Here is a 12,250-nt window from a genome sequence, read left to right as displayed (position 1 = left end):
CATGACGGCATGGGCATTTCGTAGTGGAAGGGCTCTCATGACAACTTCTCGGGTGCGCGGCGCCAAGCTCGCCGCGACGGCGATCGCCGGACTCGGCGCGGTACTGCTGGCGACCGCCCCGAACGCGGCGGCGGCCGACTACGGCGCCGTGACGCTGGACGGCTCATCGGCGCCGCAGGCCGGGTGCAGTTACACCCTGACCAGCGGAGATATCGTCGGCGGCGGTAGCAGTTCGACCAACAGCATGCCGATCACGTTCTCCGACAACGGCGCCGTCATCGGCACCGGCAAAGTGGGCGGCCTGATCCCCAGCCCGGCGAAGGTCACCTGGACCCCGAAGACCGCCGGCCAGCATGTCCTCACCGCGACCGGCGGCTGGGGCTCCGACTGGATCACGCTGGCACCGCTGACCGTTCAGGTCCGCGCCTCCGCCGCCACCGGCAGCTTCGGCTGCCCGCTGCCCAGCATCTCCGGCTAGCGCGCTACGGCACGAATATCTCGGTCACGGCCGGGATATTCGGCTTGTCGGTGCGGAGCGTGAGTCGCACTCGGCCGGAACCGGTTTCGGCGAGAATGATCGCCGGACTCAATCGCTGGCCCGCCGGAATGAAGCGGGTCACCGTACCGACCTGACCGCTGTCGAGGTTCTGCCAATCCACGACGGCCGTCACATCACAGGCCAGCAATTGCGGCCCCCATTCGCCCACCGGCGAAAACCCCTGTGTCACACGCAGAACGACCGAATGCGCGGCACCCGGAGCCTCGGTGTATTGCCCGAGGGGACCGTCGAATCCGGTTCCGCCCGCGGACAACATCCCTGCGCACACACCATTGCCGAGCGTGAACACCGGACTGAGCGTGAAGTCGGTCTTGGCGCAGGTGCGCGGTCCGACATTCGACCAGCCGAGCTGACAGGCATCGGCGGGATCGGCCGCGGCGGGCACGGCCGCGGCTACACCCGCACCGATGAACGTGGCGGCGACAGCCCCGAAAAGTATGAATCGCATTGTCGTACTCCCCTCATCGCACATTCTCGTTACCAAAGGCAAGCAGTGCGATGGTAGCGATCCGAAGGCCGTGAGCCGGTGGACGACTCGCTAATGCCGGCCGCCATCGCGTTCGGCGAGAATGCGACGCCATTCGTCCATGGCCCCGTGCAGCGCGTGATTGACCAGGTCCAGGATTTCGGCGGCGTATTCGAACCGCGTCCCGGCGGGGGTGCCGGGGCCGAGGATCTCGGCGGCGCGTTTCGAGGTGACGGCCAGGGCGTGATTCGTCTGCATCGAGGTCAGCAGGCTGCACAACCAGACCTTGTCATCGATGACATAGCGTTCGCGACGCAGACCGGGGACGCGCTCGCGGCGAAGCATGGACTGACTCTCCAGGAACCCCACGGCATGCGAAACCGATGCGGCGCTGACGCTCAGCCGCCGCACCAGATCGGCGGCGGTGAGGGCGCCGGAATCGGAGAATTGCAGACAGGACAGCACCCGAGCCTCCATGCGCGGCAAGCCCTGCGCCATCAGCTGATCGGTGAAGGTCTCGCTGATATCCCGAACCGCGCCCGGATCGCGGCCGTGGGCGGTGTCGAGCGGCGGTGGCGTGGCGGGACGAGGCTCCTTCCGGCGCCGCGCGCGCTGACGAGTGTCCTTGTGCGCCTGGGCCGCCCGGTATCGGTCGGGACCGCCGTTGCGGGTGACCTCACGCATGATGGTGGACGCGGGCCGATCGAGTCGACGCCCGATTTCCGCGTAGGCGAGCCCGGCCGCCAGTCCGGCGGCGATGTGTTGACGGTCTTCATCGGTGAGCCTGCCTCCGGGCATCGGTGCCGGTGTCCTATCTGCCGAATCGTGGTGCGGCGCTGCCCGCGCCGTTGGCCAGTATGCGTTCACGCTCATCTCATTGCAAAGCAAAGTGAGCGTACCGCATTGCATTTACCTGCATAACCATTGCAATGTGCACCCGAGCTGCTACGCACGAATATTGATCAAACAGTAAACGCAATGTACTTTGGCGATCGTTCATGAAATTCCGAACGCTGCGTTGAGTCCGGCTTCACGATGGAGGAACACATGCTGGAGCGGCTCGAGCTGGAGGCGTTTCTCACGCTCGCCGAGCAACTGCATTTCGGCCGTACCGCCGAACGCCTGCACGTGACGACGAGCCGGATCAGCCAGACCATCCGCAAGCTCGAAAGACGAATCGGCGCACCGCTTTTCGAGCGCAACAGCCGCACGGTGGCGCTCACCCCGCTCGGGAAACAGCTACGCGACGATCTGCGGCCGGCCTACGACCAGATCTCCGCGAGCATCACCGCCGCCAGCCGGGGCAACGGCGTCGAGCGCACCATCACCGTCGGCTTCTCCGGGGCCTGGAGCGGGAATCTGCTGGTGCGGGCGACCGAACTGTTCCGAATCCGCTATCCGCACACCGCCGTCGAGATCGAGGAGATCCAGCTCATCGATCCGCTCGGCCGAATGCGTTCGGGCGCGGTCGATTTGCAGCTCACCGAATTCCCGATCGCCGAACCCGACATCAGCACGGGCGCGATCATGTTCGCCGAGCCGCGCGGATTGCTTGTCCCGCAGGCACATCCGTTCGCGGAACGCGAGTCGATCGCACTCGAGGATCTGGCCGACACCACACTGGTCACCCTCGATGACGCGTTGATCCCGCGCTATTGGATGGACTACCACTTCCCGCGCCGGACTCCGGCGGGCCGGCCGATTCCGCAGGGACCGGCGACGACCTTCTGGCCGGAGGTGCTGGTGCACGTGAGCCAAGGCGTCGGGGTGAGCACCGTGGCATTGCGCGCCGAGCAGTTCCATTCCCGCCCGGGCATCGTCTTCGTCCCATTGCATGACGCCCCGACCATCGACTACGGCCTGATGTGGCCGAGCGCGGGCCGGAACCCGCTGGTGCCGCCCTTCCGCGAGATCATCGCCGAGGCAGCCGCGCGGGAGTGACCGTTGAGCCCGGCTACACCCGGCGTTGCCGACTCGGCGCTTGCCGGGCCGCGCGGCGATTGGCGAAGATTGTGCTGCCGACCGAAAACATATGTCGCGCATCACAGTGAGCGAGTGATGAATTCCGGCGCGAACCGTCGTCCTGACAGGTGAGCGCGCCGGATATCGCCGCTGAAAACCATTCGCCGAGAAGGACATTACGTTGGAAACCATTATTACGCCCGGGGGCATCGAGCTGGCATACGATCGCATCGGTGGCGGTGACGCCGGAACGGTGATCCTGATCGGCGGCGCGTTCAGCTATCGGAAATTCCCGAAAATGGTGGAATTGGCCGAGAAATTGGCGCACGACTACGGTCTCACGGTGGTGAACTACGACCGGCGCGGGCGCGGCGACAGCACCGATTCCCCCGGCGAATATCACGTGGGCAATGAGATCGACGATCTCGCCGCGCTGGTCGAGGCGGTCGGCGGCCGGGCCGCGATCTACGGCTGGTCCTCGGGAGCGGGCCTGGCGCTGCAGGCCGCCGCGTCCGGCCGGATTCCGGGCCTCACCAAGGTGATCGCCTTCGAGCCGCCGTTCGTCGCCGATCGCGAAAACTTCGTGCCACCGGCCAATTTGGCCGTGCGGCTGCATGAGCTGATCGCCGCGGACCGGCGCGCCGACGTGGTGCGCTACTACATGACCCATGCGATGGGCATGCCCCGCGCGTTCGCCGCGATCATGCGCTTCACCCCCTTCTGGAAGAGCCTGCTGGCCACCGCGCCATCCGCCGCGCACGACTGGGCGGTCATGGGTCCGTTCATGCGCGGGGAGGCATTGCGCCCGGCCGATTGGGCGAATATCGAAATTCCCACCCTGGTCATATCGGGCGGTAAGAGCGGAGCGCTGCTGCGCACCGCCGCGCGCGCCATCACCGCTGTTCTTCCCAACGCGCGTCATACGGAAATCCCCAAGCTGAGCCACAATCCGAATATCGGTCTGCTGACGCCGGTTTCGGGGGAATTCCTGATCAGCGCGGATCAATTGGCGCGCTGACGCGCCCGCATATTTCGGTACCCGAGAGGATATTTTCATGCGAATTCGCATTACACCGCTGACCACCCTGATCGCGGTGTCGGCCATGTTGATCAGCGGCTGCGGCGGCGAGGACACCACCGAGACGGCCGCGGCGACAACCGCCGCCGCGGCCGACCGCCCCTCGGCCGACGGCAAGGGCCACTACGCCCAAATCAACGGCGGCAGCGTCTATTACGAGACGCAGGGCTCCGGACGGCCGATCGTGCTCTTGCACGGCGGCCTCGGCACCGCCGAATCCACCTTCGGCCCTTACGTTTCCGAACTCGCCAAGACCCGCCGGGTCATCTCGGTGGAGTTGCAGGCCCACGGCCACACCCCCGACCGCGATCGCCCCCTGGCCTACGAATCGCTGGCCGATGACGTCGGTGCCCTGATCAACCATCTGAACCTCGGCAGGGCCGATATCGTCGGATACTCCCTCGGCGGTTCGGTGGCCATGCAGGTGGCCGCCCGCACCCCGGACGTGGTCAGCGGCCTGGTCGTCATAGGCGCTCCCTTCCGATCCGACGGCTGGCGACCTGAAAGTCGCGCGGGCATGGCCGCACTCGACCCCGAGGCCATGCGCGGCACCCCACTGCACCAGCTGTACACCGGCATCGCCCCGGACCCGAACGGCTGGACCGCCCTGGTCACCAAGACCCGCGACCTGCTCGCCCAGAACTACGACTGGACGGCGCAGCTGGCCAAGATCCAAGCCCCCACCCTGATAGTCACCGCCGAGTCCGACGTGATCTTCCGCGAGCACGCCGCCGATACCGTCACCCGACTCAACACCACCCACCCCAACCTGGCCCGCCTCGAAATAGCCCCGGGCACAACCCACTACGACATCATGTACCGCCCCGACCTGCTCCTCCCGCTGCTGAGCTCGCTCCCGGCGGCCACCCGATAGGGCTGTGGATCAGTCCTCATCGAAGTCGATGCGGATCATCCCGCGCGCGATCGCCGAAAGATCCTCGACGGTCGGGGAATAGCCCCGGCCGGTCTTCAACCCGAGTTCGAAGGGCGTCGCGCCGTGGTCGAGCGCCTGGCGCAGCGCCGCCCCCAATCGGCCGGGCTCGGCGGGCAACAGCACCGCGGTCCCCCGGCGGACCCGACCGCGGGTGGTGACGGTCACCGGGATGGGTTCGGAGAAGTTCAGCCGCCACGGCCGCTCGGTGAATACCGTCGGCACTCCGTCGATGGTGTGCAGGCATATCGGCACCCGAAGCGTCCTGCCACTGCGCCTGCCGGTGAACTCCAGCAGCGCCTGTAGCGAAATATGCGGCCCGACAAGAGAATTCGTGAGCAATCGGCGGACAAGCGGGTTGATCACGCGCATCAGGGCGGGCGGTGGCGGGGCCAATCGGACCCGCGCGGTCGTCGCTGTCATCTTCGGCTCCTCGAACTGGCTGGATACCGATGACGCTAGGGAGCTGCCCGTCGCCGCGAAATACCACAAAGTTGGCATTTCCCGGCACCGCGCACGGTCGTACGGTTGGTTGATGAGCGCGGATACGCTGCGGCACGCGGCGGAACGGATCGCCAGGCTGTGCGCCGAACCGCACGACCTGGTATCGCTCTGGCAGGGGTCGACCGAGGTCCTCGCACGCGCCGTCCCGCACCATTGGACGCCGTGCTTCTACACCCTGGACCCGGCCTCGCTCCTGATGACCAGCCATTTCCATCACGGGCTCGACGAATTTCCGGGCGAGTGGCTGGCCGGTGAGTACTACGGCGACGACGTGCACCGCCTCGCCGACGTGATGTGCACGAAGTCCGGCATCTCCACGCTGTACGAGGTGACCGGTGGTGATCCGGAGAGCAGCCCGCGCTGGCACCGGAATATGACCATGGGCGGCGATCAGGAGCTCATCGCACGCCTGCGCACCCGCTCCGGAGAGATCTGGGGCGCGCTCGCGCTCTATCGCGCACCCCACGCACCGCTGTTCAGCGCCGCCGAAAAGCATTTCGTGCAATCGGTGGCGCCGCTGCTCGCCGAAGGCGCCCGCGCGGCGCTGCTACTGGGTCAGGCCCGCGAGCCGGAGTTCACCGATTCACCAGGCCTGCTCGTCCTCGATCACAATTGGGCGGTCGAGTCCACCACCCCCGGTGTCGGACAATGGCTTTCGGAGCTCCCCGACGGCGATTGGGATGCCGGGCGGCTCCCGTCCTCGGTGCTCACGCTCGCGGGCCGGACCCTGCGCACCGCGGCGGATCCGCAGCGCGGCGACACCACCGTCGTCCGGGTCCGATCGCGCACCGGAACCTGGGTGGTGCTGCACGGCGCCTGCCTGAGCTCGAGCGGCAATCCCCGCATCGCCATCATCATCGAGCCCGCCCACCCCGGCCGTCTCTACCCGCTGCTGATGTCCGCCTACGGTTTGACCGAACGCGAGAAGGACATCACCCGCCTGGTGTTGCAGGGCGCGTCGACCGCCGGCATGGCCGCCGAGCTGTCCCTGTCCGCGCACACCGTCCAGCAGCATCTCAAGAGCGTCTTCGCCAAGACCGGCGTGCACAGCCGCCGCGATCTCGTGGCGAAGGTCTTCTTCACCCACTACGAACCGCGCCTGCGCGATAACGAACACCGGGCCCGCCTCGACAAACCGCTCCGGGGCGAACCCTGGCTGCCGAATTCCAGCGCGCCGGACGATTGCGGAAACAGTAGTTAGGTGCCATATTAGTTGGGTGGACATCGACCCGAACGGCGCAGCGGCACCCACCCTGGCGCAGGCGCGCACTCAACTCCGGCGCTATGGGCTGGAGGATGAGGCGGATCCGCAGGCGGTGCTCGTCGCGGTGCGACTGCTGGCGGCCGGGGCGAAACTGAGCCAGGCCACCGAGATTCATTTCGCCAGATTCGGGCTGTCCACCGGGCGCTATCGTCTACTGGCCCACCTCGAGGACTGCGACGGCGAACAATCGCCCTCGCAGCTCGCGGCCGCCCTCGGGGTCACCCGCGCCACGGTGACGGGCCTGATAGACACGCTGGAGAAGGAAAAACTGGTGTGCCGCACGCGATCCGGGGAGGACGGCCGGTCCGTCATGGTCGTCCTCACCGCTCGCGGCGCGAGCCGACTCCGGGAGATAGCGCCCGAACACTTCGCCCGCCTGCAATCCATGGTCGATCCGCTGACCCCGGCCGAGCGAAAGCTCTTCCTGGACCTGCTCGATCGCATCACCTCCGGCATCGGCGCGCTGGTCGCGGACTGAGGTCTTGAAGTCCGCCGTCCCGCGCGCTTTTTCACAGACACATAGTTAGGTTCCTAACGATATGTTCGGCGCATCGCCACCGAAGTTCGTGCTGTGGCGCGAAGTCCTGGTCGCCTATCTCGCACCCGCGCTGTCCGCCGGAATCGGCGGCCTGCTGACCGGGAATCAAGACCTACTGCTCGCGGCCTTCACCTCCATCGCGGGTGTATCGGCCGTCGTTGCCGCGCTCATTGGAATGTGGTTGCGGCGCAATGAATATCACCCCAGACCAACTACACCGAGACTTGCCGCCGTCGCCGCGACGGCCGCGGGCGCGGCCACGATCGCAGCGGTATTCGCTTGGCTCGCAACGCATTACCTGCCCGCCCTACCGGACCGCATCCGCATCGACTTCCCCATCGCCGCCGCACTCGCGGCGACCATCACCACCTGGCGCTGGATCGGCAGCGCCCGAAGGGATTCGCAATGATCGTCGTCATGGGCGCTTCGAGCGCAACGGGATCGGCGTTGATACGCCGGCTCGCCACGCTCGGTAAGCCGAGCCGAGCCCTCACCCGGGACCCCGGATCACTGCGCGCCCGGCTGTCGCCATCCACGTTGCGCTGGACCGACATCCAGGCCGCCGACGTGACCGATCCCGCCGCACTGCGGGCCGCCTTCACCGATGCCCGGCAACTGTTCCTCACCATGACCAATGGTCCACGCCAGGTCGAACTGGAGAGCCGGTGCATCGACATCGCGGCGTCCGCCGGTATCGAACACATCGTGAAACTCTCGGCGCCCGCCGCCGAACCCGGCTCCCCCGTTGGCATTTCCCGCTGGCACCACGCCATCGAAGATCATCTGCGCACATCCCGGGTGGAGCACACCATTCTGCGCCCCTACGCCTTCATGCAGAAACTGCTCACCCTGGCACCCGCCATCGCCGCACAGTCCGTGTTCACCGGGTCCATGGGCACCGCCGCCTGCAACTACATCGACTGCCGTGACATCGGCGATGTGGCCGCGGCCATTCTCACCCGCCCCGAACTCACCGGCCGCGCGTACACCCTCACCGGCCCCGAGGCGATCACCCACCCCGAACTGGCCGCCCGCCTCACCCGTCTGCTCGGTCGCCCCGTCCGCTATCTCGATCTGCCGCCGACGGTCTTCCGCGACAGCCTCATTCGAGAGGCGCGCATGCCGCTCTGGCTGGCCGAGCACGTGATGGAAATCCAGCAACTCGCGGTAACCCGCCCGGAACGCCCCACCGGCACCGTCGCTCGTTTGCTCGGCAAGGACGCGCGATCCCTTGATGACTTCCTCCGCGAAAACCTCGAATCGTTCCTGTCGCACTGAAGCTCGCAGAAACAGACTGGTCGATTGTGTTGCCTGGCAGGACAGGTAATGTCTGGCAATTATGGGGTACGACGTTAGTTTTCACGCGGTTGATATGCGGATGGTCGAGAGTCGGGTGCTTCCGTATATCGCCGGGTACGGCGAAGACCGGGATCTGGATGATCTGATCCGTTTCGGGGTGGAGCAGGCGAAGGTGCGGTTCCGCGCCAACGCCTGGGGGCTGGGAGCGATGCAGGCGATCGGGCACGACAGCGGGTTCGACGCACAGCTGTACGTCTGGGGCCGACCGTATTTCATCACCGCGCAAGCGCCGGAGGATGTCGCCGAGACGGTGCTGGCGTACAACCGGTGCACGCCCGATCAGGTGGATCAGCTTGCGATGCACCAGCTCTCACTGCTGGACTCGCGGCTGCCGGGACGGGTGCGGCCCGATACCGAAGGCCGCCTCCCGGCGGATCATGCTCTCGCCAAGGGGATCTCCGCCAAGGTGGTGCTGCTGCGCGATGCGGTGCGGGCCCTGCGGGCCGGGCAGTCCTTCACCAAACCCAATGGCGAACAGTCGAATCCGGGCGAAGTCCTCACCGGCAACCTGCAATTCGTACTGGTCGAATTCCTCGCGAATATCCTGCCGGGCTGGATCCAGCGCGGTAAGGCCTGGCCGACGCTGCTGGAGCGCGAGGCCGAACTGGCGGGCTACTCGGGCCTGGTCGACAATTCGGCGCTGCTCGGCATGCTGCGGACCGAATTCCCGGCGCTGGAATGGGAAGCCAACTACACGATTCCGACCAACTACGAGATCGGCGGATTCGTCAGCCCGCCCGCCGTACAGCTCACCCGGCACTGGCTGGCGCGCAATACCGACGAACTGCTCGAACTGGGCGAAGACGATGACGATCGCGACTTCTACCGCACCGCGATCCGCAAAACCGATGAGGCACTGGCCCTGGCCGCGCGGATCGGCGGCGCGTTCGTCGAGGCGGCGGAGATCTACATTCCGATGGAAGGCACGATGAACTGAGCCGGGGGCCGAGGCGGGCTAGAGGTACGAACAGGCCGAGAAGCTGCCGTCGTCGCAGACGACCATCAGGTGGTATTGCAGCTGCACCGTCCCGGTCCGCACCGCCTCGGCCAGCACCGGCCGGGCCCGCAACACCTCGGCGAAATCCGGATCCGCGCCGAGCATTCCGTCGAGATAGCCACGGGAGCCCTGATACGTGTTGTCCTCGTCGAATTCGCGCAGCGCCAGATATGCGCCGACATCCTCGCCCGCGGGCACATCGAGCACCACGTCCATCACCAGCAGACTCGTCGGACCGGTCTGCGCGATGACATCCAGGGTGCGCTCGCGCGCCGGGGGCCAGTCGTCCTCCGCGCCGATCACCAGCACCTCCGCATGCTGGTTCCGGGCATAGGATCCCGCGATCCCCACCCGAAGCCGGTGTGCGCGAGCGCCTTCGGATTGCTGGTGGTCGAGCATCTGCTCGTGGATGGCGAGCAATTCCTCCAGGCGATCGGCGGGCATGCTCGCCATCGTGTCGGCATCGACGGGATCGTGTTCGAACAGCGGGATCTCGAGCTCGGCGTCGGTGTTCACATCGACCGCGACCGAGACGAGTTCCTGCGGCCATTCCGCCGAGCTGACGAACCGGAACGCCTCCACCGCGGCGTCCGCGACCTCTTCGAATTCCGTGTACGGACCCGGCCACCCGATGATCCGGAACCAGCTGTCCATCCCCTTCTTCGGATCCGGCTCCTGCCACTCCCCGTAGCTCCACATATCGACGCTGCCGCGCCGCTTCTTCGGATTCCGCTGTTCGCTGTCGTACGTCGTCGAGGTCTCACAGAGCAGGAATTCGTCGAACCTGGTGAACCGCACGTATCTGTCGGTCTCGTCGTTGACCAGGTTCGCGAAGATCAGGCGGCTGTTCGGTGGCAGCGTGAACAGCGTGTACGCGAGCGCCTCGGCGAACCAGTCCCACATCCGCGTCCGCACCGCCGCGGTCTCCGACATCGGAGTCGACCCGAGCGATGCGAACGCATCGGCCATCGACATCGTCTCGACGACCTCCTCGCCGCCGTCGAAGGACACCGTGGTGACGGTGAAGTTCATGGCGCTGAAATCGGTGGCGTCGAATGCCGCCCGCTCCCGCGCCTCCCGTAGGTCATGCTTCCAGAATCGGCTCACTGGCCCTCCCCAATCCGAACCCGTAAACGCGACAAAGCCGCAGGCTCGATGCCTGCGGCTTTGTCGACGCGTGGAGCTAAGGGGATTCGAACCCCTGACCCCCTCACTGCCAGTGAGGTGCGCTACCAGCTGCGCCATAGCCCCGTTGCCCCGATTGCCCGGGGCGACTGGAAGAAGTTATCGGAGACCGGTGGGCAACCGCAAATCGGCTGGTGGACGGGGTGCGGATGAACACCCGTCGATGCGGGCTGAGGTTTTGCTGAATGTTTTGCGGGACAGCGGAATATGCGGAGGTGCCGGGGTGGGCGCGCGCGTAGACTCGGCGGGGATTCGAGGTTGTCCTAGGTGGGCCGAGGGAGCGCGGTTCATCGGGCTTGGAGGGATCGCACGCGGTTGAGGCTGATCAATGGCCGGTATGAGCTTCGGGAACTCGTCGGCAAAGGGGGTATGGCCGAGGTCTGGGACGCCTGGGACCGGCAGCTGCGACGGCGGGTTGCGGTGAAGGTGCTCGACTCCGGCAGCCTGATGCCGCTGGAGCGCGATGAACTCCTCCAGCAGGAACGCTTCGAGCGCGAGGCGCGGATCGCGGCCCAGATGAACAGCGGGAACATCGTGATGGTGCACGATGCCGGCGTGTTCGTCGAAAGCGGGCGCAGATACCCGTTTCTGGTGATGGAGTTCATCGCCGGGGAGAATCTGCGCCAGCATCTGCGGTATCGGGAGAATTGGGCGCTGCCGAGCCTGCTGCGGATTCTCACCGACGCGCTCGACGGGCTGGTGTACGCGCACTCCAAACAGATCGTGCACCGCGATATCAAGCCCGAGAACATCATGATCTGCCGGGACGGGACCGCCAAGCTCGCCGATTTCGGCATCGCCATCGAAATGCGCGAGAACGTCCAGCGACTCACGCGGGTGCAGGGTGCGCTGGGAACACAGCAGTATTCGGCCCCGGAGTATCTGCACCACGGGCAGATCACCCACCTCAGCGATGTGTACTCGTTCGCGGTGGTGTGCGCCGAGGTGCTCAATCACGTATACGGCCCGTCCGGGATCCCGGATGACATCAAAGTCGTACTGGAGCAGTCACTTTCGCTGGATCCGACCCAGCGGCACCAATCCGCGGCGGAGTTCCGGCACTACTTCCGCGAGGCGATCGAACGGTCGCGGCACTCCAGCCGAGCGCCCATGCCCGCGGCTCCGGATCAACCGCGCCTGACCTCGGTGCTCACCCCCGGCCCGCCGCGCGAGACCGAAGCCGAACCTCCTGACCCACTGGTCTATTCGTCCACCTGGAGCTATCTGGCGGCCCCGGTGCTGGCCTCCCGGCAAAAGCTGCTCGCCGGATTGTCCAGGGACGACTACCGTTTCGTGGCCGCCCTGCTGGCCACCACCGCGCTTATCGGAATCATGCTGGGCGGCTTGGCTTTCACGCTGCTCACCTGGGTGTTCGTCGAGATCGGGAAGCTCTTCTGAAGGTGATGC

At 66.3% G+C, this 12,250-nt stretch carries 14 protein-coding genes and 1 tRNA gene; 10 read left to right on the top strand and 5 right to left on the bottom strand.

Annotation, left to right across the window (positions count from 1 at the left end):
* Window positions 1-37: 37 nt before the first annotated feature.
* Window positions 38-478: a hypothetical protein gene (locus tag ACFVUS_RS36440; protein WP_375968558.1), complete on the top strand. Its 441-nt coding sequence runs from the start codon at window positions 38-40 to the stop codon at window positions 476-478.
* 4 nt (window positions 479-482) lie between these two features.
* On the opposite strand, the gene ACFVUS_RS36435 is transcribed toward ACFVUS_RS36440, so the two are convergent.
* Window positions 483-1,007 (bottom strand): hypothetical protein, encoded by a 525-nt coding sequence (locus ACFVUS_RS36435; protein WP_387777372.1) that lies wholly within the window; start codon window positions 1,005-1,007, stop codon window positions 483-485.
* A 90-nt stretch (window positions 1,008-1,097) separates the two neighbouring features.
* Window positions 1,098-1,823, bottom strand: coding sequence for a helix-turn-helix domain-containing protein (locus tag ACFVUS_RS36430; RefSeq protein WP_387777369.1), 726 nt, complete (start codon window positions 1,821-1,823; stop codon window positions 1,098-1,100).
* Between the two features lie 249 nt (window positions 1,824-2,072).
* On the opposite strand from ACFVUS_RS36430, the gene ACFVUS_RS36425 reads away from it, so the two are divergent.
* From ACFVUS_RS36425 to ACFVUS_RS36415, 3 genes are all read left to right on the top strand, one after another.
* Window positions 2,073-2,966, top strand: a complete 894-nt coding sequence (locus ACFVUS_RS36425; protein WP_387777366.1) for a LysR family transcriptional regulator — start codon at window positions 2,073-2,075, stop codon at window positions 2,964-2,966.
* A 202-nt stretch (window positions 2,967-3,168) separates the two neighbouring features.
* The gene (locus tag ACFVUS_RS36420) at window positions 3,169-4,005 is read left to right on the top strand and encodes an alpha/beta fold hydrolase (RefSeq protein WP_387777363.1); all 837 of its coding nucleotides are present in this window, start codon (window positions 3,169-3,171) and stop codon (window positions 4,003-4,005) included.
* Window positions 4,006-4,042: 37 nt separating this feature from the next.
* Window positions 4,043-4,939 (top strand): alpha/beta fold hydrolase, encoded by an 897-nt coding sequence (locus tag ACFVUS_RS36415; protein WP_387777360.1) that lies wholly within the window; start codon window positions 4,043-4,045, stop codon window positions 4,937-4,939.
* 9 nt (window positions 4,940-4,948) lie between these two features.
* Here the strand turns inward: ACFVUS_RS36415 and ACFVUS_RS36410 are convergent, their stop codons facing one another.
* Window positions 4,949-5,419, bottom strand: coding sequence for a grhN (locus ACFVUS_RS36410; RefSeq protein ID WP_387777357.1), 471 nt, complete (start codon window positions 5,417-5,419; stop codon window positions 4,949-4,951).
* Window positions 5,420-5,531: 112 nt separating this feature from the next.
* Here ACFVUS_RS36410 and ACFVUS_RS36405 point away from each other — a divergent pair, with 112 nt between their 5' ends.
* The 5 genes from ACFVUS_RS36405 to ACFVUS_RS36385 all read left to right on the top strand — a co-directional run bounded on the left by ACFVUS_RS36405 (window position 5,532) and on the right by ACFVUS_RS36385 (window position 9,598).
* Window positions 5,532-6,701, top strand: a complete 1,170-nt coding sequence (locus tag ACFVUS_RS36405) for a LuxR C-terminal-related transcriptional regulator (protein WP_387777355.1) — start codon at window positions 5,532-5,534, stop codon at window positions 6,699-6,701.
* Window positions 6,702-6,717: 16 nt separating this feature from the next.
* A complete protein-coding gene (locus ACFVUS_RS36400) occupies window positions 6,718-7,242 on the top strand; it encodes a MarR family winged helix-turn-helix transcriptional regulator (protein ID WP_387777352.1) in 525 nt (174 codons plus the stop codon).
* A 61-nt stretch (window positions 7,243-7,303) separates the two neighbouring features.
* Complete coding sequence (locus tag ACFVUS_RS36395; RefSeq protein ID WP_387777349.1) at window positions 7,304-7,711, top strand: hypothetical protein; 408 nt, start codon at window positions 7,304-7,306, stop codon at window positions 7,709-7,711.
* A gap of 8 nt (window positions 7,712-7,719) precedes the next feature.
* Complete coding sequence (locus ACFVUS_RS36390) at window positions 7,720-8,580, top strand: NAD(P)H-binding protein (protein WP_387777346.1); 861 nt, start codon at window positions 7,720-7,722, stop codon at window positions 8,578-8,580.
* 100 nt (window positions 8,581-8,680) lie between these two features.
* A complete protein-coding gene (locus ACFVUS_RS36385; protein WP_387777343.1) occupies window positions 8,681-9,598 on the top strand; it encodes a hypothetical protein in 918 nt (305 codons plus the stop codon).
* An 18-nt stretch (window positions 9,599-9,616) separates the two neighbouring features.
* On the opposite strand, the gene ACFVUS_RS36380 is transcribed toward ACFVUS_RS36385, so the two are convergent.
* Both ACFVUS_RS36380 and ACFVUS_RS36375 read right to left on the bottom strand, forming a co-directional pair.
* A complete protein-coding gene (locus ACFVUS_RS36380) occupies window positions 9,617-10,765 on the bottom strand; it encodes a hypothetical protein (RefSeq protein WP_387777340.1) in 1,149 nt (382 codons plus the stop codon).
* Between the two features lie 71 nt (window positions 10,766-10,836).
* A tRNA-Ala gene (locus ACFVUS_RS36375) sits at window positions 10,837-10,909 on the bottom strand.
* A gap of 201 nt (window positions 10,910-11,110) precedes the next feature.
* Here ACFVUS_RS36375 and ACFVUS_RS36370 point away from each other — a divergent pair.
* Window positions 11,111-12,241, top strand: coding sequence for a serine/threonine-protein kinase (locus ACFVUS_RS36370; protein ID WP_387777337.1), 1,131 nt, complete (start codon window positions 11,111-11,113; stop codon window positions 12,239-12,241).
* Window positions 12,242-12,250 lie beyond the last annotated feature (9 nt).

Source organism: Nocardia sp. NPDC058058, from assembly GCF_042885355.1.
Lineage (GTDB): Bacteria > Actinomycetota > Actinomycetes > Mycobacteriales > Mycobacteriaceae > Nocardia.
Note: the sequence above shows the minus strand (reverse complement) of the source record. Positions and strands in the feature narration are given on the sequence as shown.

Excerpts from the sequence above, each read along its gene's own strand:
- ACFVUS_RS36440 (WP_375968558.1), top strand. The coding sequence starts at position 38 with ATGACAACTTCTCGGGTGCGCGGCGCCAAGCTCGCCGCGACGGCGATC.
- ACFVUS_RS36435 (WP_387777372.1), bottom strand. The coding sequence starts at position 1,007 with ATGCGATTCATACTTTTCGGGGCTGTCGCCGCCACGTTCATCGGTGCG.
- ACFVUS_RS36430 (WP_387777369.1), bottom strand. The coding sequence starts at position 1,823 with ATGCCCGGAGGCAGGCTCACCGATGAAGACCGTCAACACATCGCCGCC.
- ACFVUS_RS36425 (WP_387777366.1), top strand. The coding sequence starts at position 2,073 with ATGCTGGAGCGGCTCGAGCTGGAGGCGTTTCTCACGCTCGCCGAGCAA.
- ACFVUS_RS36415 (WP_387777360.1), top strand. The coding sequence starts at position 4,043 with ATGCGAATTCGCATTACACCGCTGACCACCCTGATCGCGGTGTCGGCC.
- ACFVUS_RS36410 (WP_387777357.1), bottom strand. The coding sequence starts at position 5,419 with ATGACAGCGACGACCGCGCGGGTCCGATTGGCCCCGCCACCGCCCGCC.
- ACFVUS_RS36405 (WP_387777355.1), top strand. The coding sequence starts at position 5,532 with ATGAGCGCGGATACGCTGCGGCACGCGGCGGAACGGATCGCCAGGCTG.
- ACFVUS_RS36395 (WP_387777349.1), top strand. The coding sequence starts at position 7,304 with ATGTTCGGCGCATCGCCACCGAAGTTCGTGCTGTGGCGCGAAGTCCTG.
- ACFVUS_RS36390 (WP_387777346.1), top strand. The coding sequence starts at position 7,720 with ATGGGCGCTTCGAGCGCAACGGGATCGGCGTTGATACGCCGGCTCGCC.
- ACFVUS_RS36385 (WP_387777343.1), top strand. The coding sequence starts at position 8,681 with ATGGTCGAGAGTCGGGTGCTTCCGTATATCGCCGGGTACGGCGAAGAC.